This window comes from Nitrobacter sp. 62-13 (genome assembly GCF_001896955.1).
GTDB lineage: Bacteria > Pseudomonadota > Alphaproteobacteria > Rhizobiales > Xanthobacteraceae > Nitrobacter.
Genome location: NZ_MKRN01000172.1, coordinates 1 through 24,307, shown reverse-complemented (window position 1 = coordinate 24,307; position 24,307 = coordinate 1). Strand labels below are relative to the sequence as shown.

The following is a 24,307-nucleotide window of genomic DNA, read 5'->3' as shown; positions in this document are numbered from 1 at the left end:
GACGACGGCAGCAAAAAAGCGCCGGCAAGCCGGCGCTTTTCGCAAATTGAGAACCCGCTTCGATCAGTTGAAGCTGCCGCCGCCGCCTTGCAACGCCATCTTGGAGCTGTACGGCGAATCCCCGTGATGGGGCTCAAGCACAACGACCACCGTTCCAAGCTTGACACGATTATAGAGGTCGATGACGTCCTCGTTGGTCATGCGGATGCAGCCCGAGGAAATCGAGGCGCCGATGTATTCCGGCTGGTTGGTGCCATGGATGCGGAACAGCGTATCCTTGCCGTTGGCGTAAAGATACATCGCCCGCGATCCCATCGGATTGTCCGGACCGGGAGCCACAAACTTCGGCACGCCAAGGCGCTCGATCTCGCCGGGCGTCGGATGCCAGGCCGGCCATTCGGTCATGGCGCCGACCTTCGCGATGCCCGACCACGCCATCGCTTCTTCGCCGACGGTAATGCCGTAGCGGATCGCCTTGCCGCCATCGAGCACGTAATAGAGATAATGGTTGTCGGAATCGACCATGATCGAGCCCGGTGCTTCCTTGCGGTGATAGTCGACGATGGCGCGGCGGAAAGGCGCGGCCACCGGCGTCTTCACGTAGGAGACCTTGGACAGCAATTCCTTGTCGCGCGGCTTCAAGTTGCTGGTGCTGGCCGCCTCGTAGTGCGTGGCCTGCATGCAGCCCGACAGCATCAGGCCAGCGGCCAGGATTCCAAGCGTAACCCGAAAAGGCGACATTGTTGTCTTCCAAATACCCCATTGAACCATGGCCGTTTGCACCCTGGACGCCACGATTCCTCTACGACCCATTATTGTCAAACTTCCCTGAAATTCCAGCACCTAGAGAGTTCTGTCGCTACGCGGCGTCGTCTCTGTGGTATTTTTGCCGCAAAGTTTTCCGGCCGCCCTTGGACGCGGCCGCTTCCTGCGTGCAAAGAGGGGCGTGTGCATTGGCAGACGGGCACGGCATCCACCCGCCGCGACGGCGCTTTGCGGCTTGCGCAAGCGATGCAATCCAGTGGTTCGATTTTAACATTTTGCACCCGGCGTGCTTGCGAATCTCAAAATTAATGGACCACTGGAATTATTGGGTCCTGGCAGGGTGAATTTGACATTCGTTTGCCGGGCCTGCTGCAAAAGCAGGTGGCGAATGTCAAAGTTCATTCACTAGCGCATTCCAGATTGTCCGCGTTCACACTGAATCCACGCCACCGGAGGTGCCATGCTCTCGATTTTCGCGCCGGCCGGCATGGTGCTGCGGAAGACCTGTCCGGCCGATCTCGCCACGCTGCCGGAGAGTGCGGTGTGGATCGATCTCGAGAAGCCGACGGCCGACGAGGATCGGGCGGTGGAGCGTCTCGCCGGGGTCGCGGTGCCGACCCGGGAAGACATGCAGGAGATCGAGATTTCCAGCCGCCTCTACCTTGAGAATGGTGCGCGTTACATGACTGCGAGCCTGATGTGCGGCAGCGAAACCGGCGCGCCGCGCATCACCCCCGTCACCTTCATCCTGTCCAACCATCGTCTCGTCACCGTGCGCTACGAAGCGCCGAAACCGTTCACGCTGGTCGAGAACAAGCTCGCGCGCGCGGCCCCGCAGGGTTTGACCGGCGAGGGCGTGCTGCTCGAGCTGCTCGACGCCGTGATCGACCGCTGCGCCGATATTCTTGAGCGCGCCGGCGCCGACGTCGATCAGGTCAGCCACGACATTTTCGAGCCGGACGAATCCGCGCGCACCGGCCACGCCAAGCGCTATTCGGAAATCCTGATCGCGATCGGCCGCAAGGGCGACCTCACCTCGAAGGTCCGCGAGAGTCTTGTCTCGATCGGGCGTCTCGTCACCTTCGTCGCCACCGAATCCGACAGCATCAAATGGTCGAAGGAGATGCGCGCCCAGCTCAAGACCATGCAGCGCGACGTGGCGTCGCTGACCGATCACGCTTCCTATCTGTCCAACAAGATCACTTTCGTGCTCGATGCGATGCTCGGCGTCGTCAATCTCGAGCAGAACAACATCATCAAGCTGTTTTCGGTGATGGCGGTGGTTTTGATGCCGCCGACTCTGATCGCTTCGGTCTACGGCATGAACTTCAGGATGATGCCGGAACTCGACTGGCCGCATGGCTATCCGTTTGCGCTCGCCATGATGGTGATCGCCGCGGTGCTGCCCTACATGATCTTCAAGTGGAAGAAGTGGTTGTGAAAGAGGTTAACTGCAATGTGGATTTGCGCGATCGAAGGTCGCGCAATCCCCGCCACATTTTTCCTCGTAAAATTTGAGTGTTCGCCTGAACGGTTTTCAAAAAAGATTGCTGCCATAACCTCGTGAATGAAATCACGGGGACCGCAATGGTTGAGAAAATCATAATAGAGGATTGCAACGTCCTTGATTTTCGCAGCTATCAACAGTTGCGTCGATACGGTTCGGACAACGACGCCGTGCGTCGTTCGTCTGCGCTCGTGCGCACATGCCGTCATTGCGGCGCGGCGCTGCTCGACGGCGAGAGCGACGACGATTGTTCCAGCGCGGGCGTCGCGCCGCCTGCGTTACGCACGCCGCCACGGCGATTTTATGCGGAATGACGGCTAAACGTGCTGGCCGCCGTTGATGTGGATCTCGGCGCCGTTCACATATGAACTCGTCTCCGTGCACAGCACATAAACGATCTTCGCCACCTCGTCCGGCGTGCCGAGCCGACGCAGCGGAATCTGCCGCTGGACGATCTTCTCGGTGCCCGGCGACAGAATCGAGGTGTCGATCTCGCCCGGCGCGATCGCGTTGACGCGCACGCCGATGCGTCCGAAGTCCGCCGCCATCTCGCGGGTCAGCGAGGCCAGCGCCGCTTTCGAGGTTGCGTAGGCCGCGCCTGCGAACGGATGCACGCGCGAGCCGGCGATCGAGGTGACGTTCACGACGGAGCCTTTCGCGGCCTTCAATTCGCCGATCAGTCCGCGCGCCAGCATGATCGGCGCCATGAAGTTGACCCGGAACACCTTCTCCCAGGTCTCCATATCGGTGTTCAGCGAGCCGAGCCGGGCGCCGCCCTCGCCCTTGGGCGAGATCGCGGCATTGTTGACCAGCGCGTGCAGCCTGCCGCCTTCGAGTCGCGATCGGATCTCCTGGATTGCCTGCATGGTATTTTCGGGGTCGGACAGGTCGACCTGAATGTGGTCCTCGGGTCCGGCGTCCCACGGGCACTGCTCCGGAAAAGGATGCCTCGAGCAGGTGATGACGCGCCATCCCGCGCTGGAAAACCGGATCACGGTGGCATGGCCGATGCCGCGGCTTGCGCCGGTCAGCAGCAACGTGCGGCGCGGCGCGTTGGGATCGACCGCCGTCGCCATATCGGTTCGGGGGTTTGCCTTATCGGGGGTCATGGATACAGCCTTGTCTTGGTCCACGGCGCGTCAGGCGTCGTGCGGCGGAACTCGATGCGGTCGTGCAGGCGGAACGGGCGGTCGTGCCAGAACTCGAACTGCACCGGTGCGATTCGCCAGCCGCTCCAGCCCGGCGGCCGGGGCACGGCGCCGATGACGTATTTCGCGGCTTCTTTCGCGATCGCCTGTTCAAAAGCAAAGCGGCTTTCCAGCGGCTGCGATTGCCTGCTGGCCCATGCGCCGACCTGCGCCTGCTTCGGCCGGGTGGCGAAATAGGCGTCGGCCTCGGCCTCGGTGACCGGCGTCGCCGGCCCGCGCACGCGGACCTGCCGGCGCAGCGACTTCCAGTGAAACAGCAGCGCCGCTTTCGGGTTTGCGGCAAGTTCGCGGCCCTTGGCGCTGGCGATGTGGCTATAGAACACGAAGCCCTGCGTATCGTAGCCCTTCATCAGCACCATGCGCAGGTCGGGCAGGCCGTCGGCGTCGGCGGTGGCGAGCGCCATGGCGTCGGGATCGTTCGGTTCCGACGCGACGGCTTCTGCGAACCACGCCGTGAACAGCGCAAACGGCTCCGGGCTCTCCGTGAAATCACCGGACGTTAACTGGCTTGTGTCCTTGATGTGCGTGGTGTCGTTCATGGGGGAGTCCAGATTGCGCCGGTCCGTCGTTGAAAGCCCGTTGCGGTCCTTATACAGGGCAAACCTATATAGGGCACGTCCGCGCGTTGGCCTATCCGCGATCAGGCCCGTCGCTGCGATGGCGACGGCGATTTTGCTTGGGCTGTCGGCCGGGGGTTGCAGTTTGGCGCGCAATGACGGGGCTTTCGCGCAAATGACCGCCGGTGATGCCACCGGATCGATCGCGTCACCCGCGCGCAGCGGTCCGACCGACACCGATCTCGCCTTCGCCCGCACGGCTGCTTCCGACGTGTTGACCAAAGGCAGCAAGGACGCGAGTCAACCATGGGAAAATCCCTCGACCGGTGCGCGGGGCTCGGTCACGCCGCTGGCGCAGGCCTATACGGCCGAGGGTCGCACCTGCCGCGATTTTTTGGCGAGTTACGTTAACGGAAACTCAGAAAGCTGGCTGCAGGGCGCAGCCTGCAGGTCTGGGGGCGGCCGGTGGGAAATTCAGTCTCTCAAACCCTGGCAGCGAAGCTAGACTGACAGGTTCGATAGCCCGTCAACCAGTTGCAAAAATGCCACGGATGCCCCAGATGATAAGCACGTGGGTCCGGGGGCCCATGTCCGAATTTCCTGAAGGAGACTGAGACGGATGCGCGACCCCTATGAGGTCTTGGGGGTGCAGCGGGGCGCCAGTGCCGCGGCGATCAAAAGTGCTTTTCGCAAGCTCGCGAAGAAGCATCATCCCGATGCCAACAAGAACGATCCGAAGGCCGCCGAACGCTTCGCGGAGGTGAATACCGCCAACGAGATCCTCGGTGACGAGGTCAAGCGCAAACAGTTCGACCGCGGCGAGATCGGCGCCGACGGCAAGCCGCGCTTTCAGGGGTTCCCGGGCGGCGGTCCGCGCGGCGCGCGGCCCGGCGGCGGCTTCGAGCAGTATGGCTTCCGCGGCGGTGGCGGCGGTCCGGGCGCGGACGGCGGCGGATTTGAGGACATCCTCAACACCATGTTCGGTAGTGGCGCGCGGGGCGGCCGCCGCGGCGGCGCGCAGTTCGACTTCGACACCAGCACGTTCGGCGCGCCTGATCTCGATCTCAACGTCACCATGACGGTGTCGCTCGAGGAGTCGGTCAAGGGCGGCGACAAGCGCATCCGCCTGCCCAGCGGCAAGGAACTCAACGTCAGGATTCCGGCTGGCGTCACATCGGGTCAGCAGATCCGGCTGCGGGGTCAGGGCGACACCGCGCCCGGCCACCGTCCCGGCGATCTCCTCATCACCGTGACGGTTGCGGCTCATCCGATCTTCAAGGTCGACGGCAACGACCTGCGCGCCGATCTGCCGATCACGCTTTACGAGGCGGTGCTGGGGGGCAAGGTGCGGGTGCCGACGCTCGGCGGCGCCGTTGAACTGTCGATCCCCAAGAACACCTCGGGGGGACGCACCTTTCGTCTCAAGGGTAAGGGCATCCCGAAGGGCGGTGCGTCCGGCGACCTGTTCGTCACCACGCGCATCATCCTGCCCGACGGCAACGACGCGGACCTTGAAGGCTTGATGGAAAAGTGGCGCGACATGCACCCCTATAATCCTCGTCGCGATCTGGGATAGAGCATTTCGAGCGAAGCATCGATGCGGTTTGCGTCACTGTTCGTACCCGCATCCGCTGATCCGGCATGACTGGAGAAATATTTAGCTCGGTTGTTGTTTGCAGTCGCTTGCAAACTCGTTGAGCAGCGCGTTGAAGGTGTCCGCCTGCTCCCACTGCGGAATATGGCCGGCGTCGGGGATAGTCTGGACTGCCCCGCGCCACAGCGTCGGCATCGCCAGCGACTTGACGTAATCGCCGTTGATGAGCTGGTCCTCCGCGCCGTGCAGTACCGCGAGCGGTCGGGTCAGGCTGGCTATGACCTCGATCTCGTCACGGAAACCGTCCGGCGTGATGCTCGCGCCGAGAGTCTTGCGGGCGCGGCCGTCCGTTCGCAGGACGTCATCGACCATGAAAGCCGGCAGGTCGGCGACGCCCGATCGGAAAGCCGCGGCGACATAACCCCTGGCCTGTTTTTCGGTGAGATCCTGCGCAAAGGTGCAGGCCATCGCCGGGTGCATCAGAAATGCCTGTTTGACCGCGGGCGGAAACGCAAACGGCGGCGTGCCGAAGATTGCAAAACCTTTGGCCCGCGGCAGGTCGGGTGCGGCCTCCAGCACGATATGCCCGCCGAGACTCCAGCCGACGAAAATTGCGTCCGCTGCATCCAGGTGCTCGGCGACATGGCGCATCACGCGCGCATGGCCCGGCATGGTGTAGGTGGAGGCGGGATCGGCCGCGTTGTCGGACTCGCCGTGTCCCGGCAGGTCGAACGCGATCACGCGGTGCGTCCTGCCGAGATTTCCATCCAGTTGTCGCGCAAAAGCCTTCGACGACGCCGAGTTGCCGTGAACCAGAACGATGGCGCTGCCGGTGCCGGCGGATTGCCGGTACGCGATCCGGCCCGCGTCCGTTGTGATGCTTCCGGTCGTTGTCATGAGTCCCTCTCCGCGCGTGTTCGCGGCGAGACCATGACCAAAATGTATCGGCTGGGAAAGAGGCTTATATCTTCGGTCTCGATGCCGTGGCCGCAGTTCAGCGGCGTATCGCCGCTGACGTATTTCGTCGGGCCGAAATGGTGTATATCCCGGAGCCTCCCGCCTCGCCGGTGCCAGCTCTCATCCTCTTGACATGCACACCATTTACTACATCCGCCACGGCAAGACCGAATGGAACGCCGATGGCCGCTTCCAGGGCTTGCAGGACATTCCCCTCAATGATCTCGGCCGCGCCGAGGCGGTGAGGGCGGGCGACATTCTGCGCAATCTGTTTGCGCGCGAGGGGCGCGATCCCCTCGGATTGGGCTTCGTCACGAGCCCGCTGTCGCGTGCGCGCGGCACCATGGAATTGATGCGCGGCGTGCTGAGCCTGCCGCCGCATGACTATTCGGTCGACGACCGGTTGCGCGAGGTCGGTTACGGCCACTGGGAGGGCCTGACGCTTGCGCAGATGAAGGCCGCCCATCCCGATGTGTTCGCGGCCCGCGAGGCCGACAAATGGAGCGTGGCGCCGCCCGGCGGCGAAAGCTACGCCTCGGCCACGTCGCGGTTGCGCGACTGGTATCGCTCGCTGAAGTCCGGCACCGTCGCCGTCGCGCATAGCGGCACGGCTCGGGCGTTGATGGTCGTACTCGGCCTTGAGACACCGCAAGCCGCCGCCAGTCTGCGGATCGAGCAGGGCGCGGTGTATGTCCTGCGCGAGGACGGGCTGACGAAGCATAGCTGAGGGCCAAAGCAACCGCACAACCCGCATCATGGCCGGGCTTGTCCCGTGGACGCCCGGCGAGGCCCGGCATGACGAACATTTACGATTTTTCGCCGCTTTGCCGCTTGGGGAAATAGCATTTTCGCTCCAAAGGTTTGCGATTTTTGCTGCTTCCGGCTACGACAATTGCAAACATGCAGGCCATCATCTGCGAGATTGCAACTTTATGGTTGCGATCGTGCAGGTGGCCAATTGCATGTTTTACAAACCCGCTTGGTTGGTTCATGTCCCACAACACCTTCGGCCATCTTTTCCGCGTCACGACCTTTGGCGAAAGCCACGGGGTTGCGATCGGCTGCGTGGTCGACGGCTGTCCGCCGTTGTTGCCGCTCACCGTGGAGGAGATCCAGCGCGATCTCGATCGCCGCCGTCCCGGCCAGTCACGCTTCACCACGCAGCGGCAGGAGGCTGACGTGGTAAAGATCCTGTCCGGAGTGATGCCGCATCCCGATAGCGGCGAGCAGGTGACGACCGGCACACCGATCGGGTTGCTGATCGAGAACACCGACCAGCGCTCGAAGGACTACTCCGACATCAAGGACAAGTTTCGCCCGGGCCACGCCGATTTCACCTATGAGGCAAAGTATGGGCTGCGCGATTATCGCGGCGGCGGGCGCTCCTCGGCGCGGGAGACGGCGATGCGGGTCGCGGCCGGCGCGATCGCGCGCAAGATCGTGCCGGGCATGAGCGTGCGCGGCGCGCTGGTGCAGATGGGGCCGCACAAGATCGACCGTGAGAAATGGGACTGGGAGGAGACCGCGAGAAATCCGTTCTTCTGTCCCGACAGGGACAAGGCCGCGTTTTTCGAAAGCTATCTCGACGGCATCCGCAAGAGCGGCTCCTCGATCGGCGCCGTGATCGAGGTGGTGGCCGAAGGCGTGCCCGCAGGGCTTGGCGCGCCGATCTACGCCAAGCTCGACGGCGACCTTGCGGCGGCGCTGATGAGCATCAATGCGGTCAAGGGCGTCGAGATCGGCGCGGGCTTCGATGCCGCCGCACTCACCGGCGAGGAGAATGCCGACGAGATGAGAATGGGCAATGACGGTCCGGCGTTCACCTCGAACCATGCCGGCGGCATTCTGGGCGGCATCTCAACCGGCCAGCCGGTGGTGGCCCGGTTCGCGGTAAAGCCGACCTCATCGATTCTGTCGCCGCGCAAGACCGTCGATCGCAACGGCACCGAAACCGATATCTTCACCAAAGGCCGCCACGATCCCTGCGTCGGCATCCGCGCGGTGCCGGTAGGCGAGGCCATGGTCGCCTGCGTGCTGGCCGACCATTTCCTGCGTCATCGCGGCCAGGTTGGCGCGCGCTGAGAGTCCTCGAAGCCGCTATTCTTCCGGCTCGGTGGTGAACAACAACGGAAAGCCCGCGGTGCGACCGGCGTCGGTGGCGCGGGTGGCCTTGGTTTCCGCGATATCCTTCGCGAACACACCGACAACGCAGGAACCGAGCCGGTGCGCGGTGATCATCACCTTTTGCGCCTGATCCTCGGTCATGCTGAATTCGGCCTTCAGCACGGCAATGACGAATTCTTTCGGTGTGAAGTCGTCGTTGAGAAGAATGACCTTGTACAGACGCGGACGCTCGACCTTGATTTCGGTCCGGGGCTTGAGGGCGGTATCGCTCATGCGGCTGCACCTTGGACTTGTAGTTTTTCGCGCGAAGCCAATGCCGGCCTGCGCGAGGGAAACCGGCAGACTATAGCGCCGGCGGCAACCGCAAAAGGGGCGGCGGGTGGTGCCGCCCCTTTTCGCTCAGGCCGCGCGGACCGTGTCCAGGAACTTTTCGACTTCCGTCTTCAGCCGCGTGCTTTCGGTGGACAGCATCTGCGCCGATGACAGGACCTGACTCGAAGCCGACCCGGTCTCGCCGGCGCCGCGGCTCACTTCGGTGATGCTGGAGGCGACCTCGCCGCTGCGCTGGGCCGCTTGCTGGACGTTGCGGGCGATTTCCTGCGTCGCCGCGCCCTGTTCTTCCACTGCGGCTGCGATGGCCGAAGAAATTTCGGAAATCGTCTTGATGGTGGTGCCGATCTCTCGGATCGCCGACACCGAGTCGCGCGTGGCGGCCTGCATGTCTGCGATCTGGGTGCTGATCTCGTCGGTCGCTTTCGCGGTCTGCGCCGCGAGCGTCTTGACCTCCGAGGCCACCACCGCGAAGCCCCGGCCGGCATCGCCGGCCCTTGCCGCCTCGATAGTGGCGTTGAGCGCCAGCAGGTTGGTTTGTTCGGCGACCGCCGTGATCAATTTGACGACGTCGCCGATCCGGCTCGCGGCCTGGGACAGTTCCGTAATATTGGCATCGGTCTGCTCGGCCTGCCTGACGGCATCGCCGGCGACCCGGCTCGCCTCGTTGACCTGCCGGCCGATTTCATTCACGGAGGAGGTGATCTCTTCAGTGGCGCTGGCAACAGACTGTACGTTGGAAGACACTTCCTGCGAGGCGGCGGCTGCGTCGCCGGACGTCCGGCCGGTGGTTTCGGCCGTCGCCGTCAGGGTGTTGGCCGCGGCTTCGAGTTCGGTCGAGGACGATGAGAGAGAGCCCACCAGTTCGCCGATCATCGATTCGAATTCGCGGGTAATGGTCTCGACCCGCTGGGCGCGCTGGAGTTTGGCTTGTGCATCCTGCGCCGCCGCCTCGTCGGCCGCTTTCTTGGCGATCAGTGCATCCTTGAAGATCTGGAGCGCGTCGGCCATCGTGCCGACTTCGGTCTTTTCGCCCCGGTGCGGAACGACGGCGGACAAATCTCCGGCGCCGAGCGAGCGCATCGGCGCGACGATCGAGGCGATCGCGCGCGAAACATCGCGCACCAGATAGATCGCAACGCCGACGCCGAAAATCAACGCCAGCGAGACGATGGTGACCACGATCGCGAAGGCCGACTTGTAGCTTCGACTGGCCGCGCTGCCTGTGGCGTCCGCTTCCCTGTGGTTCATGGCGATGTCTTCGCGCAGGGTCTCGTCGGCCTTCAGCCCCGCCGGGTCGACCTTGCGGTCGTACATATCGAGGCTGACCCGGAGATCGCCCTTTCGCGAGAGCGTCAGCAGGTCGCGAACGTCCGCGACATAGGATGCCCATTGCGCGGAAAATGCCTTGTAGATTCGCTGCTCCTCCGGCAAGGCGATCATCGGCTCATAGGCTTTGCGGGTCTTCTCGATCGCCTCTCCGACGGAAACCAGGGTTTTCTCGGCCGCGTCCTTGCCGGCGGCGTCGGAAGCGAGCAGATGGGAGCGGACCGCCGCGCCGTAGGCGATGGTGCCGGCACGCAACTCGCCGAGCTCGCGCACGCTGGGAAGCCAGTTGGTCCGCAGATCGACGGCCCGATCGTGGATGGCTTCCATTTCGATCATGGACAGCACGCCCATTCCCGCCAAGGCCAGCAGGAGAAACGAGATCGTGGAGATGATTTTGGCGCGAATTGAGAGGCGGGAAAGCATCGTTCTGACCCTTTCGGCAGTCCGCATTGGCTGACGGAAACTGGAGGGCGACCGACTCGGCGGGAGCGCAAAAACGAAAATAGGGGCGTTCCGACTCAAAGGCCGCCTACCCCGGCTGCGCTGCAGCGGGGTTTGATCTCAGGATCATGAACCTGTTGAATGAAATGTTCGTAAACACGAGTATACCGCGTTGGCTTAAATCCTGCGTTGCACACGCGGAAGGTGCGCGCGAAACGTATACCCGTGGCGGGCGGGATTGAGGATGGCCGCAAAGCACACCGCGCGGTTCATCGACCGCGCTGAAATTTCGCCACCAATTCCACGTGCGGGGAGTGCCTGAACTGGTCGAGGGGCGTTACAGCTTCGAGCCGGTAGCCACCGTCGAGCAGGAGACGCGCATCGCGGGCGAAGGTTGCGACGTTGCAGGACACTGCGACAATGACGGGAATTTTGCTGGCGGCGAGTTGCTTGCTCTGAGCCTCGGCGCCCTGCCGCGGCGGGTCGAACACCACGGCATCGAATTCGCGCAACTCCTGCGGCACCAGCGGGCGGCGGAACAGGTCGCGGGCTTCGGCATCGAGCGGCTTCAATCCGTGTGCGGCAGCGGCCGCCTTGCGCAGGGCCTCGATCGCGCCGGGGTCGCTGTCGAGCGCCGCGACGCGTGCCCGGGTTGCGAGCCGCAGCGCGAAGGGGCCGACGCCGCAGAACAGATCGGCGATGTGTTTCGCTTTCTTGCAGTGACCGGCCACCAGCGCCGCCAGGGTTTCCTCGCCGGTGACGGTGGCCTGCAGGAACGAGCCCGGCGGCAGCACGACTTGCGCGGCGCCGATGCCGATCACCGGCGGCGCGCGCATCAGCACCAGTTCGCCGTGACGGGTCAGCCGCGTCAGCCGGTGCGCCTCGGCGACGCGCGACAGTGTCGCGATCAACCCAGCCGGTAGAGGTCCGGAGCCACGGACATCGACATCGAGGCCGTTGTCCGTGGCCGTCACCTGGATGTCGAGCGGCTTGTTCGCAGGCTTCAGCACGGAAGCCAACTCGCGCGCCGCATCGAGCGCGCCGTGCAGGGCGGGGTCGAGGATCGGGCAGGCGTCGATCGGCACGATCGCGTGGCTGTTCGGCGCGGCGAATCCTACGCGCAATTTGCCGTCGCCGGCGCGCCGGGCATGAAGAGTGATCCGCCGCCGTCCCGCGCCGTGCGCGTCGATCAGTTCGTCGACCGCACAGTCGATGCGAGCCTGCGTCAGCGTGTCGATGACGATCTGCCGTTTCCAGGCGCGGTAAGCGGCCTGCTGCCAGTGCTGGATGGCGCAACCGCCGCAGGCGCCGAAATGCGGACAGAAGGGTGCGATCCGCTCCGCACTCCCGCTTTCGATGCGAAGGAGGCGAGCGCGTTCGGGGTGGCTGGCTGCCGGTTCGACCTCCACGGTCTCGCCAGCGAGCGTGTAAGGCACGAAGACGCTTCCCGCATCCGTCACCGCAACACCGTCGCCGCGGTGGCCGACGTGATCGATGATCAGGCGTTCGGTCATGCGGTGTGGCTATCTCGGAATGACGGTTTGAAAATCAGCCACGGCGCGCCCCGAGAAAGAATTCGACGTTGCCGTCGCCGCCGGTGATCGGGGACGGGAAGACGTCGATATCGGTGCATCCGAGCGTTGCCGCAAAGGCCGCGATGTCGTCGCACACCGCCTGATGCACCGCCGCGTCGCGGACGATGCCCTTTTTGATCGCGGCGCGTGGCGCCTCGAACTGCGGCTTGATCAGCGCGAGAAGATGCATCGGCGCGGCCGCCAGCGACAACGTGACCGGAAGAATAGCCTTCAATGAAATGAAGCTCGCATCCATCACCACCACGTCCGGCCGCTGCGGCAGCCGTTTTCCCTCGAAGGAGCGGATGTCGGCGGACTCCATCGACACCACGCGCGGATGGCCGCGCAGGCTCGGATGCAGTTGATCGCGACCGACATCGATGGCGAACACCAGGCTGGCGCCGTTCGCGAGCAGCACTTCGGTGAAGCCGCCGGTCGAGGCGCCGACATCGAGGCAGACATGGTTCTCGATCTCGATCGGATAGCGTTCCAGCGCGCCGGCGAGCTTGACGCCGCCGCGCGACACGTAGGGGTGCGCGGGTTGGGCATCCAGCGCGGCATCGCTGGGAATCGTCTCGGAGACTTTCGTCACCGCCTTGCCGTTGGCGCTGACAAGCCCGGCCTCGATCGCCGCCTGCGCCCGCGCCCGGCTCTCGAACAGGCCGCGTTCGACCAGCAGGACGTCGGCGCGCTTGCGGGCTGAAGGTTCGGTGCTGTCACGCTTTGCCATTGTCAGCTCATAGCCATCCGGCTCGGAGCAGGTCAGAGGCGAGAAAGGCGAATCCGGATCGGCTCAGGCCAGCTTGACGGTCTCGGTGTTGACATCCTTGCCGAGCGCCTCGAACACCTTGGCAACGATCCCCTTGGCATCGAGCCCCGCGACGGCGTACATCGCCGCCGGCGTGTCGTGGTCGAGAAACTCGTCCGGCAGGATCATCGCGCGCATCCGCAGCCCGCCATCGAGCATGCCGTTGTCGGACAGCGTCTGCATCACGTGCGAGCCGAAGCCGCCGATCGAGCCTTCCTCGATCGTGATCAGCACGTCGTGGTCGCGCGCGAGCTTCATCACCAGATCGATGTCGAGCGGCTTCATGAAGCGCGCGTCGGCAATGGTCGTGGACAGACCATGCGCGGCAAGCTCGTCCGCCGCTTTCTCGCATTCGGCGAGGCGGGTGCCGAAGGACAAAAGCGCGACCTTATTGCCCTGGCGAATGATACGGCCCTTGCCGATCGGAAGCGGGACGCCGACCTCGGGCATTTCGACGCCGCGGCCTTCGCCGCGCGGATAGCGCACCGCGCTCGGGCGGTCGTTGATCGCGACCTGCGTCGCAACCATGTGCACCAGCTCGGCCTCGTCGGCGGCGGCCATGATGACGAAGTTCGGCAGGCAGCCGAGGAACGCATTGTCGAACGAGCCCGCATGCGTCGCGCCGTCGGCGCCGACGAGGCCGGCGCGGTCGATGGCGAAGCGCACCGGCAGCGACTGGATCGCCACGTCGTGCACGACCTGATCGTAGCCGCGTTGCAGGAAGGTCGAATAGATCGCGCAGAACGGCTTGTAGCCCTCGGTCGCGAGGCCGGCGGCGAAGGTCACCGCGTGCTGCTCGGCGATGCCGACATCGAAGGTGCGCTCCGGGAACGCCTTGTTGAAGATGTCGACGCCGGTGCCGGACGGCATCGCTGCGGTGATGGCGACGATCTTGTCGTCCTTCTCGGCTTCCTTGACCAGGCTCTGGCCGAACACGTTCTGGTAGGCAGGCGCGTTCGGCTTGGACTTCGATTGAGCGCCGGTGGTGATGTCGAACTTGACCACCGCGTGATACTTGTCGGCAGCGGCCTCCGCGGGTGGGTAGCCCTTGCCCTTCTGGGTCACGACGTGGACCAGGATCGGGCCGTTCTCCATGTCGCGGACGTTCTTCAGCACCGGCAGCAGATGGTCGAGATTATGGCCGTCGATCGGCCCGACGTAGTAGAAGCCGAGCTCCTCGAACAGCGTGCCGCTGTTGGTCATGAAGCCGCGCGAATATTCCTCGACGCGCTCGGCGCGGTCGGCGATCATTTTCGGCAGATGCTTGCCGAGCTGCTTGGCGGCTTCGCGCAGCGAGCGGTAGGTTTTGCCGGAGTAAAGCCGCGACAGATAGGCCGACATGGCGCCGACCGGCGGTGCGATCGACATGTCGTTGTCGTTGAGGATGACGATCAGTCGCGAATTCATCGCGCCGGCGTTGTTCATCGCCTCATACGCCATGCCCGCCGACATCGCGCCGTCGCCGATCACGGCGATGACGTTGTTCTTGCCGCCGGAGAGATCGCGCGCCACGGCCATGCCGAGGCTGGCGGAGATCGAGGTCGAGGAGTGGGCGGCGCCGAACGGATCGTAATCGCTCTCGGTGCGCTTGGTGAATCCGGACAGTCCGCCGCCGGTGCGCAGCGTGCGGATGCGGTCGCGGCGTCCGGTCAGGATCTTGTGCGGATAGGCCTGATGACCGACGTCCCAGATCAGCCGGTCGCGCGGCGTGTCGAAGATGTAGTGGATCGCCGTGGTCAGTTCGACCACGCCGAGACCGGCACCGAAATGTCCTCCCGTCACCGACACCGCGTCGATGGTCTCCTTGCGCAATTCATCCGCAACTTGCCGGACCTGCTCGACTTTAAGCTTGCGCAAGTCGGCGGGGGTACGGATGGTGTCGAGAAGCGGAGTCTTACTGAAATCGGTCACTGCGACATTCCAATTTTATGTCCGGGAGCTTCGAACGGAGATAGAACTCCGGCGCCGTCGCGCAACAGACGTCCCTACGGTCGCGAAACTTCCCGCGCTGACGTGCTTGAAGTTTGGCTGTTGCTCCGGCCGAGAACTGTGATAGACGTCACTATGTATCGTGTCACGCGTTCCAATCATTTTTGCAAGCTGCTTAAGGCGCTTACCCCGTTTCAGCGCCGGTTGCGGAGCAGGTTCGGCAGCGCGCAGTCGAGAAGCATTACACCAAACCTGCGCCCAAAGCCAACGGGCAGCCTCCTTGAGTAGGCAGCCTTCTTGAGTAGGACGGGCCAGGTCGAAGGTTCAAGGTCGAAAGCCGGGCCCGCCGGAAAGTGGAAGGCTAACGCGGCCAAGGGGCTGAAGTTGCATCCCCGCGGAACCGCCAGCACGGGCGACAATCAAGGACAATTAGTTCAAGGACATTTAATTTGATAGTGGTTCCGAACTTTCGGGGGCCGAAAAACCATTCCGGGCGTCGGGCTGGGTAAGGTTTTTACTGTACGTCCAGTGGTTCCGTGCCGGAGACCTGGCCGGAAGCGTCTGTGGTGATTTTCTCCACCCGCGCTTCGGCCTGGCGCAGCAACTCCTCGCAGCGCCGCTTCAGCGCTTCGCCGCGTTCATAGATCGTAACGGATTCCTCGAGCGGGACCTTGCCGTCCTCCAGGCGCTTGACGATGGATTCAAGCTCCGCGATGGCATGCTCAAAGGACAGCGTTTTCACGTCAACAAGGGTATTTTCAGCCATCTGATGTTTCCGGAAGCGATTGCCTGCATAGATCAGGGGACGGTTCGGCGCGGCAGAATGTCACGCACCCATCAATGCGGTGACATGCGCAGCCACCGATTCCTGCAGTGCCTTTAAATCATAGCCGCCCTCGAGGACCGAGACAATTCGGCCGCCCGCTGTCGCATCGGCGATATCCATCAATTCGCGCGTTACCCATCCGAAATCGCTCGCCTCCAGATTGAGGCTCGCCAGCGGATCGCGCCTGTGGGCATCGAAACCGGCAGAGATGACGAAGAGTTCAGGCGCGAACGTCTCCAGCCGCGGCAGGATCAGGTTCCGGAACGCCGAACGAAATTCGGCGCCGCCGTTGCCCGATGCCAGCGGCGCATTGACGATGGTGCCGTGATCGCCGCGTTCGCTGCTGGCGCCACTGCCGGGGAACAGCGGCATCTGATGGGTCGAGCAGTACATCACCGTCCGGTCGGCCCAGAAGATATCCTGCGTGCCGTTACCGTGATGCACATCGAAGTCGACCACGGCCACGCGGCCGATTCCGTGTTTGCGCTGAGCGTGGCGCGCCGCGATCGCCGCGTGATCGAAAAAGCAGAAGCCCATCGCCCGGCCGGCCTCGGCATGATGTCCAGGCGGGCGCGTGGCGACGAACGCGTTGCCGGCGCGGCCGGCGATCACCGCATCGGTCGCCGCGACCGCGCCGCCGACGCCGCACATGATAGCGTCCCATGTCCCCGGCGACATCGAGGTGTCGCTGTCGAGATAGACCAGACCATCCGAGGGCGACCTGTGCCGGAGTTCGGCGATATAGTGCTCGCTGTGACAAAGCGCGACCGAGTCCAGCGATCCTTTCGGCGCCTCGCCGCGCGCCAGGCACTTGAAACGATCCTCGGTCAGCACCTCGTCAATGACGCGAATCCGATCCGGCCGCTCGGGGTGTCCGGGCGGCGTCAGATGATCGAGACTGGCGGGATGGGTGAGAACGAGCGTTGTCATGCCAAATCCTGACCGCCGCACCAGATCGCGATGATTTTCGATCGAGTCGATCCAAAATCATGAACGTGATTCCAATGGAGCGGGATGCGGGCGGGAAACCGCTACACACTTTTCCTTATCCCGCTCTAACGCGCGCGACAGCGAGGGGTCAATCTACCGGGTTATGCCAGGTTCCGAAAGATATCACGGTTCCGGCGTCGCCGGCGAAATCCGCTCGGCGGGTCAGGCTGCAAATGTCGGGCGGTCCCACGCCTCGGCGGTCATTCCTTCTTGCGCGCGAAAAACGCCTGAAACGCGGCGATCGCTTCCTCCGAGCGCAGCCGCTCGGCGAATAAATGAGCTTCCTGATCGATCCTGCGCGTCAGTTCTTCCGGCGAAGGTTTCAGAAGTTGGCGTGAAATGGCGACGGCTTCCGCCGGCAACGCGCAAATCCCGCGGGCGATTTTTCCGGCTTCGGCCTCGGCGTCGCCTGGTGCGACCACGGTGGTGACGAAGCCAGCCTCGCGGGCCTCCTCCGCGCTGAGCGCGTGGCCCATCACCAGCATGGCGAAGGCGCGCTGATATCCCATGGTCCGCGGCGCCAGCAGGCTGGACCCGCCTTCCGGCACCAGACCGAGATGGATGAAGGGCGTCGAGAACGTCGCCGTCCTGCCGGCGACAACGTGGTCGCAATGGAACAGCATGGTGGCGCCGATGCCGATCGCGATGCCTTCCACCGCCGCGACGAGCGGCTTTGTGTTGTTCGCCAGCGCGTAAAGGAATGTCACGGCGTCGGAGGCGCGGGGCTCGCCGCTGCTGCCGGACGTGCCGTCCTTCAGGAAGTCGTCGAGGTCATTTCCCGCCGTGAACATGCCAGAGTCGCCGGTAACAAGGATGCAGCGGATCGCCGGATCGTTTTGCACGGCGCCGATCGCATCGCTCATCGTGCGATACATCTCGCGGGTGATCGCGTTCTTCTTCTCCGGACGGCGCATGGAGACGACCCGGATCGCGTCGCGGTCGGTGACTGTGACATGTCCGGTCATGATGTGTTTCGTTGTCCCGTGTGCGCGAATTAAGAGAGCAGAACCGCATCGGCGCCGTTCACGGCATCGGCGCCATCGATCACCGTGCGCTCCAGCGCCGGAGCCTGCACCGCGATGGTCTCGGCGAAGAAGCGCGCCAGCGTGACGTAGCGGCGGGCGTCGCCGAATTCGTCGCCGAGGTCGCGCGCCGCAAGCGCTTCCTCCGCGAGCTTGCAACCGCCGAGCGTCGATCCGAACAGCCGCAGATACGGCGTCGCGCCGGCCAGCGCGTCATTCGGCGACGACGCCAGCCGTTCCAGCAGCCATCTGCTTGCGCGTTCGAGAGACCCGACCGCGTCGCGCAGTCTCGTGCCGGTGGTGCCGAACGCGGGATCGTTCGAAGCCTCCACGCACTTGATGGTCTCCGACAGTTCGTCGAGCAGCGCGAACACCGCCGCGCCGCGGTCAATGCCGAGCTTTCGCGTCACCAGATCGATCGACTGGATGCCGTTGGTGCCTTCGTAGATCGACGTGATGCGGGCGTCGCGATAATGCTGGGCGGAGCCGGTCTCCTCGATGAAGCCCATGCCGCCGTGGACCTGAATGCCGAGAGAGGCGACCTTGTTGCCGATGTCGGTGGAGAAAGCCTTCGCCACCGGCGTCAGCAGCGCGCCGCGGGCAGCGGCAGCCGCGCGCGTCGCAGGATCGGTCGCACGCGAGGCCACATCCAGCGCGACCGCGGTAGCGTAGCAGATGGTGCGCGCGGCGGCGGTCAGCGCGCGCATCTGCATCAGCATCCGCTTGACGTCGGGATGCACGATGATGGCATCCATGCCGTCGCCGGATTTGCCGACGGCGCGGCCCTGCCTGCGCTCCCGCGCATAAGCCAGCGCACGTTGATAGGCGCGCTCGGCAATGCCGACGCCTTCGAGTCCGACGCCGAGGCGGGCCTGGTTCATCATCGTGAACATGCATTGCATGCCGTGATTTTCCTCGCCGACCAGGAAGCCGACGGCGCCGCCTTCGTCGCCCATGGTCATGGTGCAGGTCGGTGACGCGTGGATGCCGAGCTTGTGCTCGATGCCGCTGGCGTGGATGTCGTTGCGCGCGCCGAGCGAGCCGTCCGCGTTGACCAGGAATTTCGGAATCAGGAACAGGGAAATTCCCTTGGTGCCGGCCGGCGCATCGGGCAATCGCGCGAGCACGAAATGCACGATGTTGTCGGTCATGTCGTGGTCGCCATAGGTGATGAAGATCTTGGTGCCGGAAATGCGATAACTACCGTCGGCCGCGCGTTCGGCCCGGCTGCGCAGGCTGCCGACATCCGAGCCGGCCTGCGGCTCGGTCAGTTGCATCGTGCCGGTCCATTCGCCGGATACCAGTTTTGCGAGATAGATGTTTTTCAGCTCATCGCTGCCGTGAGCGGCGAGCGCCTCGATCGCGCTGAGCGTCAGCAGCGGACACAGACCGAACGCGACGTTGGCCGCGCTCCAGATTTCGGTACAGGCGGCGTTGATCGCGAGCGGCAGTCCCTGTCCACCAAAATCCTCCGGCCCGGAGACGGCATTCCAGCCCGCCGCCGTCCAGCGTTTATAGGCATCGGCCCAGCCTGGCGCGGTCGTCACGCGACCGTCCTGCAGCTTGGCGCCATGCTGGTCGCCGCTGCGGTCGAGCGGCGCCAGCACCTCGCTCGCGAACCGGCCGGCTTCTTCCAGTACCGCCGACGTGATCTCGGGATCGTAGTTGCCGTAATGGCCGGCTTCGATCGCGGCCTTCAGCCCCGCGCCATGGTTGAGAGCAAGCAGCATGTCGCCGATCGGTGCGCGATAGGTCATGGCGTGCCTCGCGAGCAATGGCCGGACAGGGAGGGGCTTCTGTCAGCCGCTATAGTCGTATTCCCACGAAACGAAGCGGCTCTCAACTCTTTCGGGCAAAGCGGCGATGGGGAGAGGTCTCAAGACCGGCTTCGGCCCAGCGGCCATTCCAGGCCGCCGGAAAAAGGCAGGGTTGGAGCGGCTCAAACTTTGTCCCGAACGCTCCAGCCGGTTGAAAAAACAGGGTTCTCTCTGTAGACCGTCGGAGCCCGAAGTAAATCCGCGAGGTCGCTTTTCGCGCGCTCCGGGCCGTTGGGGCGTAGCCAAGCGGTAAGGCAGGGGATTTTGATTCCCCCATTCGGAGGTTCGATCCCTCCCGCCCCAGCCATCCAGTGCGATATTTTATGGAATCTCCGAAGAATTAGCGAAAAGCCCCGCCAATGGCGGGTTTTGTGCGTTCAGCTTTCGCTTCCGTGCGTCCCCTTTCATGGATGGAGGTGCTTGAAATGCCAAAAGTCTCCGGCTGTCGCCCCGGATATTCCCGTTTTTGGGAAGCCGAGACCGGAGACATAGTTTGATCCAGACTGCCGCCGGACGGTCACAGTCCTTTCCTGGGCACCATTGCATTGCAGACATCATTCACCGTACGACGATCTAGCTAAAGCACAGCGATCTTGTCCTTGACCCGTTCCGAGGCGAGCTCCCGTTCGAACTGGGCAAAGTGACCCGCGCGAAGATTATCTTCGCGCCCAGCGTGAAGCCAGGGGTCCCACTCCAGCGGAGGTCGACGCAGGCGACTGCGATCCGTCGGTCTGGGGCCCCGGCAATTTCGACGCGGTTGTATCTGCCGAGGCCCGTGAGCAGCAGCAGCGTCGGCCGCATGTCTTCACCCAGCCCTATCGCGGCGACCGACCTCGCCGACCAAACCTTAATTGACCGCCGCCACACCTTTGAAACGATGCCCGGAGCTCAACCTCGGGGCACGGTGCTTATTCAAGCTCTTATCAATTCCTGAACAACGCCCCGCCGCCACGCCGACAGATTAACGAACACTTTTACCAGGATATCCCAACGTTTCACTACGTCCCTCAAGAGCCAGAACTCGACATTGTCGGCTATCGATTGCGCCATCGCGAGTTTGTTTTTGCAGCTGAATGCCAGCTGCAAAGCGAGCCTGCCGCTCATCCCGCACGCCGTCACTGAATATCGCGCAAGATTCATAATTTTTTGTCCTCTCAATCCATTGCGCGCCCGATCGCCATTACGTCGGCACGACCCCACGCCGCGGCTCCGCTGCCGCTAATTGCCAATTAATTCCTGATCCACAGTGAAGGTTACGCAATCTCTGGCGGGTAAGCCGCCAGACCGCGCGAGCCCGAACATTGGACCTCACGCTGGGGGCGCTAAGGCCAAACCTGAGTGGTCGGCACATTCAATTCCCGGAACCGACAAGCCGAGCCGTTGTTGTTCCTGGGGTGCACAAATGTCGCGCAACCTCGCCAAGCGAGTCACCGGTGCGATGAGCAAGAAATCAAAACCGACGGTTCTCATAGGCACGTCCGGCTGGAGTTACAAATCCTGGCGTGGCCCTTTTTTCCCGCCGCAACTTCCGGCGCGGCTTCACCTCAACTACTACTCACATTACTTCCGCACTACGGAACTCAATGGGGTCTTCTACCGGACACCGACGCTCGAGGCCGTCCGCGCCTGGGCCGAGCAGACCCCTCAAGAATTTATCTTTGCCTGGAAGGCTTCGAAGTTCATCACGCACTGGAAACGACTCGGCCCGAAATCCGAGAACAGCCTCGCTCTGCTGGAAAGCCGCCTTCGCCTTCTGAAGGCGAAGGCAGGTCCGGTGTTGTTTCAGCTTCCACCGCAATTCCAAAAGGACGTCACGCGACTTGAATCGTTTCTAAGGCGGCTCCGCGAACCGCGCCCTTATGTCTTCGAGTTTCGTCACCCCAGCTGGTACACGCTGGACATCTTCGATCTTCTGCACAATTACAGTAGCGCCCTTTGCATCTCGGATCATCACGACGCACCGGCTCCATGGGAGGTGACCGCCCCTCATGTCTACGTCCGCGCTCATGGTCCATCGGGAAACTATCGCGATCGTTATGCCCCTCAAACACTGGCGGCGTGGGCGCGACGGTTATTACGCTTACGAATGGAAGGACACAGTATCTATGTGTATTTCGACAACGATCAGAAGAGCGCGGCTCCTCTCGACGCCGCGCGGTTGATGCGTCTGATGCATCTGAACTGATGTGTATTTCGTTTCAAAAACTTAAACCCCGGTCGCGGAATGATCCAACGCTAATGGTTGTTGTCTAATAATGACAAGGTCCACTAGGAAAAACCCCGAGCGATTTTGCGAGGCCTCACGGATGGCCCCGTTACGTTCTTTGTAGGGTGCTGCGTAAATGCGGATGCGTGGCCGACACGGAAGAGGAGCGGCGCCCTGCAGTTTGAGAGAGGACTAGACGATGGGCATGCTCAAAGCTGTTCCGGGACCCCACAGCATTCATCTGTGCATCGACATGCAGCGGCTGTTCGGCGAGAGAGGCCCGTGGCCGACGCCTTGGATGCCGCGTGTGCTACCTACCGTCGAGCAACTTGTGGCGCACGGACCAGAACACACAGTCTTTACCCGGTTCATTCCGCCGCAGAGACCCGACTGTGCAGCGGGTATGTGGCACGCCTATTATGCGAAATGGCCGCACGTCACTCGTGACGCCATAGATCCCTCTTTGCTGCGGCTCGTTCCCGAACTCGAAGCCTTCGTCCCGCCGGCACATGTGATCGATAAGCCCGTTTACTCGGCCTTCGCCGCCAGTGCGCTTCAGTCTTACTTGGTCGAAAGACGCGTTGATACGCTGCTCTGCGGGGCCGGAGGTGCCGGCCTCTGACAGCCTTGAATATGAAGTCAATATCGCAAGCGGTGGACGCGGCAGCATGACAGAAATGGATCGCATCGGACGTCGGTCGGTATTCGCCTGTCCGGATTGTCACGGCATCATGTGGGAAATTGAGGAAGGCGAACTCGTGCGCTATCGGTGCCATGTAGGCCATGCCTATTCGGCAGAAATTATGAGTCTCGCGTTGGACGAGAATTTGAAGCGGGCCTTTGGCAGCGCGTTACGGGCGCTTGACGAACGCATTGCCCTGGCCAGAAAGCTCGAGATGCAGGCCAACCAGAGCGGTAGGAGCAACATCGCCAAGTCCTGGGCGACCAAGGCTCTCGAATTCGAGGCCGAAGCCAACGTCATCCGCGATTCCATTCGCCGCACTGACGAGATTGCCGCGCGTTTCGCAGCATAGGCCGCCGATATTATTTCGGAGCTTTGCACCCCTGATGAAAACGGCAAAGCACGGGCCTGGTGAATGCTGAGCCTAAGACCAGGAACGCCTCGTCATCTGGCACATTAACAGAGGGGACGGGCCAACCCCCACCCCGCCCCGCGGAATGACCCGCCGGTGGGTCTCCCTTGCCGGCGGGTTTTGCATAATCAAATCGACCCTTGATGTCGAAGAATGTTTGCCGCGCCAAATGCTCCAAGGGAAGCATGGCAACCGAAGCAACAAATATTGCCTGGCTACCAGCGATGCGTCGGAAGAGCATTTATATGACACGTAGCGGTTTCGCGCCGGCTCTCACTTGTTTTAGGAACTTGGCGGCATTTCCGTATTTACGATACAGACCGTGGAATTTGAAGGAAACGCCATGCCAAACGTAAAGTATGTTTCTCTCATTATCCTTCTCGCTCTCGTTGGAACGTGGGTCTAGGCCGCATCGGCATGGACGAGAGATATTCCCACGCGCGATTGGGTCGCCTTGGCTTCGGCGGTATTTTTACGCTGGTCGTCGGTTGCGGACTGATTAGTCTATTATTTTTCAGCAGCCGGCATGGTTATGATGATGAGGCGTTTCGAAAGAGGGGCGGTCCGAAGTAGCAATTCGATACTCAACGCAATTTCTTCAGGATAGATGATCCGCCCGCAGGAGGGACGCCTTGAAAAGGACGCCTTAATTTACGTGGGATCACTCTTGGCCGTGCAGGCTAAGAAAATGAGGGTGGACGGGAAATGAACCTGTTCGATCGGGAAACGTTAGTAATTGTTTCGCCGAACATGCGTGGCATCGGTTGTCAGACCGCAAATGAGTGTACGTCGGACGTTCGCAAAGGTCTTCGGCTTGAAACAAAGCCGACCATTTCCCGTGAGCGTGAAGCCAGCTGAAGTTGATATCGAGATCGCCCAAACGATCGCGCATCATACCTCGCCTGTTCCCGAGGAAATCGGTAGAGCGCTAGCTTGGGGAGCGGATGAGAAACTGCTTCTTATTTTGGCAGCCATCGGATGGGTGGCTTCACGAGGGGGTGGGGAACAGCTTCGCCGAGCCGCCAACCACGCGCTGCTGGTCACAGTGGCTTCCTCCTTATTGCCGCACGGTATGAAACTAATGTTCGATCAAACCCGTCCAGATCGAAAAACTGTGATAGGCCATGTTCACGGAATTTCATTTTCGGGCAAACGCGACGACGCTTTCCCCTCGGGCCACGCACTCCATATGGGCGCGTTGGCCTCCGCAGCTGGCGCCTTTCCGGCCG

24 protein-coding genes, 1 tRNA gene and 1 pseudogene are annotated in these 24,307 nt (G+C 62.8%); 11 read left to right on the top strand and 15 right to left on the bottom strand.

Annotated elements, in window-relative coordinates; all coding sequences use genetic code 11:
• Positions 1–63: 63 nt before the first annotated feature.
• Positions 64–741, bottom strand: coding sequence for a L,D-transpeptidase (locus BGN91_RS11840; protein ID WP_292613354.1), 678 nt, complete (start codon positions 739–741; stop codon positions 64–66).
• 484 nt (positions 742–1,225) lie between these two features.
• Here BGN91_RS11840 and BGN91_RS11835 point away from each other — a divergent pair, with 484 nt between their 5' ends.
• Together BGN91_RS11835 and BGN91_RS11830 are read left to right on the top strand one after the other, a co-directional pair.
• Positions 1,226–2,206, top strand: a complete 981-nt coding sequence (locus tag BGN91_RS11835; RefSeq protein WP_292613352.1) for a magnesium transporter CorA family protein — start codon at positions 1,226–1,228, stop codon at positions 2,204–2,206.
• A 146-nt stretch (positions 2,207–2,352) separates the two neighbouring features.
• Positions 2,353–2,586: a hypothetical protein gene (locus tag BGN91_RS11830; protein ID WP_292613350.1), complete on the top strand. Its 234-nt coding sequence runs from the start codon at positions 2,353–2,355 to the stop codon at positions 2,584–2,586.
• 3 nt (positions 2,587–2,589) lie between these two features.
• On the opposite strand, the gene BGN91_RS11825 is transcribed toward BGN91_RS11830, so the two are convergent.
• Together BGN91_RS11825 and pdxH are read right to left on the bottom strand one after the other, a co-directional pair.
• Positions 2,590–3,381, bottom strand: coding sequence for an SDR family oxidoreductase (locus tag BGN91_RS11825; RefSeq protein WP_292613348.1), 792 nt, complete (start codon positions 3,379–3,381; stop codon positions 2,590–2,592).
• The gene (gene pdxH / locus BGN91_RS11820; protein ID WP_292613346.1) at positions 3,378–4,019 is read right to left on the bottom strand and encodes a pyridoxamine 5'-phosphate oxidase; all 642 of its coding nucleotides are present in this window, start codon (positions 4,017–4,019) and stop codon (positions 3,378–3,380) included. Before pdxH ends, BGN91_RS11825 begins: the two co-directional genes overlap by 4 nt.
• Here pdxH and BGN91_RS11815 point away from each other — a divergent pair.
• Together BGN91_RS11815 and BGN91_RS11810 are read left to right on the top strand one after the other, a co-directional pair.
• On the top strand, positions 4,000–4,542 hold the full coding sequence (locus BGN91_RS11815) for an RT0821/Lpp0805 family surface protein (RefSeq protein WP_292613344.1): 543 nt from the start codon (positions 4,000–4,002) through the stop codon (positions 4,540–4,542). The two genes, pdxH and BGN91_RS11815, sit on opposite strands and share 20 nt — an antisense overlap.
• 114 nt (positions 4,543–4,656) lie before the next feature.
• Positions 4,657–5,613 (top strand): J domain-containing protein, encoded by a 957-nt coding sequence (locus BGN91_RS11810; protein WP_292613343.1) that lies wholly within the window; start codon positions 4,657–4,659, stop codon positions 5,611–5,613.
• 81 nt (positions 5,614–5,694) lie between these two features.
• Here the strand turns inward: BGN91_RS11810 and BGN91_RS11805 are convergent, their stop codons facing one another.
• Positions 5,695–6,528 carry an alpha/beta hydrolase gene (locus BGN91_RS11805; RefSeq protein ID WP_292613341.1) on the bottom strand — a complete coding sequence of 278 codons (834 nt, stop codon included), beginning with the start codon at positions 6,526–6,528 and terminating at the stop codon, positions 5,695–5,697.
• Positions 6,529–6,721: 193 nt separating this feature from the next.
• Here BGN91_RS11805 and BGN91_RS11800 point away from each other — a divergent pair, with 193 nt between their 5' ends.
• Complete coding sequence (locus tag BGN91_RS11800) at positions 6,722–7,315, top strand: histidine phosphatase family protein (RefSeq protein WP_292613339.1); 594 nt, start codon at positions 6,722–6,724, stop codon at positions 7,313–7,315.
• 79 nt (positions 7,316–7,394) lie between these two features.
• On the opposite strand, the gene BGN91_RS11795 is transcribed toward BGN91_RS11800, so the two are convergent.
• The gene (locus BGN91_RS11795) at positions 7,395–7,580 is read right to left on the bottom strand and encodes a hypothetical protein (protein WP_292613337.1); all 186 of its coding nucleotides are present in this window, start codon (positions 7,578–7,580) and stop codon (positions 7,395–7,397) included.
• On the opposite strand from BGN91_RS11795, the gene aroC reads away from it, so the two are divergent.
• Positions 7,579–8,670, top strand: a complete 1,092-nt coding sequence (gene aroC, locus BGN91_RS11790) for a chorismate synthase (RefSeq protein WP_292613335.1) — start codon at positions 7,579–7,581, stop codon at positions 8,668–8,670. The two genes, BGN91_RS11795 and aroC, sit on opposite strands and share 2 nt — an antisense overlap.
• 15 nt (positions 8,671–8,685) lie before the next feature.
• Here the strand turns inward: aroC and clpS are convergent, their stop codons facing one another.
• From clpS to BGN91_RS11745, 9 genes are all read right to left on the bottom strand, one after another.
• Positions 8,686–8,985, bottom strand: a complete 300-nt coding sequence (gene clpS / locus BGN91_RS11785) for an ATP-dependent Clp protease adapter ClpS (protein ID WP_292613333.1) — start codon at positions 8,983–8,985, stop codon at positions 8,686–8,688.
• 126 nt (positions 8,986–9,111) lie between these two features.
• Positions 9,112–10,794 carry a methyl-accepting chemotaxis protein gene (locus BGN91_RS11780; protein ID WP_292613331.1) on the bottom strand — a complete coding sequence of 561 codons (1,683 nt, stop codon included), beginning with the start codon at positions 10,792–10,794 and terminating at the stop codon, positions 9,112–9,114.
• A 287-nt stretch (positions 10,795–11,081) separates the two neighbouring features.
• On the bottom strand, positions 11,082–12,326 hold the full coding sequence (locus tag BGN91_RS11775; protein WP_292613329.1) for a class I SAM-dependent RNA methyltransferase: 1,245 nt from the start codon (positions 12,324–12,326) through the stop codon (positions 11,082–11,084).
• Between the two features lie 34 nt (positions 12,327–12,360).
• Positions 12,361–13,116: a TlyA family RNA methyltransferase gene (locus tag BGN91_RS11770; protein WP_292613328.1), complete on the bottom strand. Its 756-nt coding sequence runs from the start codon at positions 13,114–13,116 to the stop codon at positions 12,361–12,363.
• Between the two features lie 63 nt (positions 13,117–13,179).
• Positions 13,180–15,105 carry a 1-deoxy-D-xylulose-5-phosphate synthase gene (dxs, locus tag BGN91_RS11765; protein ID WP_292613326.1) on the bottom strand — a complete coding sequence of 642 codons (1,926 nt, stop codon included), beginning with the start codon at positions 15,103–15,105 and terminating at the stop codon, positions 13,180–13,182.
• A 532-nt stretch (positions 15,106–15,637) separates the two neighbouring features.
• Positions 15,638–15,889 carry an exodeoxyribonuclease VII small subunit gene (locus BGN91_RS11760; protein WP_292613324.1) on the bottom strand — a complete coding sequence of 84 codons (252 nt, stop codon included), beginning with the start codon at positions 15,887–15,889 and terminating at the stop codon, positions 15,638–15,640.
• A gap of 60 nt (positions 15,890–15,949) precedes the next feature.
• Positions 15,950–16,879, bottom strand: a complete 930-nt coding sequence (locus BGN91_RS11755) for a histone deacetylase family protein (RefSeq protein WP_292613322.1) — start codon at positions 16,877–16,879, stop codon at positions 15,950–15,952.
• A 260-nt stretch (positions 16,880–17,139) separates the two neighbouring features.
• The gene (locus BGN91_RS11750; RefSeq protein ID WP_292613320.1) at positions 17,140–17,904 is read right to left on the bottom strand and encodes a crotonase/enoyl-CoA hydratase family protein; all 765 of its coding nucleotides are present in this window, start codon (positions 17,902–17,904) and stop codon (positions 17,140–17,142) included.
• A 29-nt stretch (positions 17,905–17,933) separates the two neighbouring features.
• On the bottom strand, positions 17,934–19,718 hold the full coding sequence (locus BGN91_RS11745; RefSeq protein WP_292613318.1) for an acyl-CoA dehydrogenase: 1,785 nt from the start codon (positions 19,716–19,718) through the stop codon (positions 17,934–17,936).
• 292 nt (positions 19,719–20,010) lie between these two features.
• Here BGN91_RS11745 and BGN91_RS11740 point away from each other — a divergent pair.
• A tRNA-Gln gene (locus tag BGN91_RS11740) sits at positions 20,011–20,085 on the top strand.
• Between the two features lie 605 nt (positions 20,086–20,690).
• Here BGN91_RS11740 and BGN91_RS11735 read toward each other — a convergent pair.
• On the bottom strand, positions 20,691–20,882 hold the full coding sequence (locus BGN91_RS11735) for a hypothetical protein (RefSeq protein ID WP_292613316.1): 192 nt from the start codon (positions 20,880–20,882) through the stop codon (positions 20,691–20,693).
• Between the two features lie 334 nt (positions 20,883–21,216).
• On the opposite strand from BGN91_RS11735, the gene BGN91_RS11730 reads away from it, so the two are divergent.
• The 4 genes and pseudogenes from BGN91_RS11730 to BGN91_RS11715 form a co-directional block, all read left to right on the top strand.
• Positions 21,217–21,963 (top strand): DUF72 domain-containing protein, encoded by a 747-nt coding sequence (locus tag BGN91_RS11730; RefSeq protein ID WP_292613382.1) that lies wholly within the window; start codon positions 21,217–21,219, stop codon positions 21,961–21,963.
• Positions 21,964–22,183: 220 nt separating this feature from the next.
• Positions 22,184–22,606 carry an isochorismatase family protein gene (locus BGN91_RS11725; RefSeq protein WP_292613314.1) on the top strand — a complete coding sequence of 141 codons (423 nt, stop codon included), beginning with the start codon at positions 22,184–22,186 and terminating at the stop codon, positions 22,604–22,606.
• Positions 22,607–22,661: 55 nt separating this feature from the next.
• Positions 22,662–23,018: a hypothetical protein gene (locus BGN91_RS11720; RefSeq protein WP_292613312.1), complete on the top strand. Its 357-nt coding sequence runs from the start codon at positions 22,662–22,664 to the stop codon at positions 23,016–23,018.
• 898 nt (positions 23,019–23,916) lie between these two features.
• Positions 23,917–24,307, top strand: a pseudogene (locus BGN91_RS11715) (phosphatase PAP2 family protein); the annotation flags it as partial.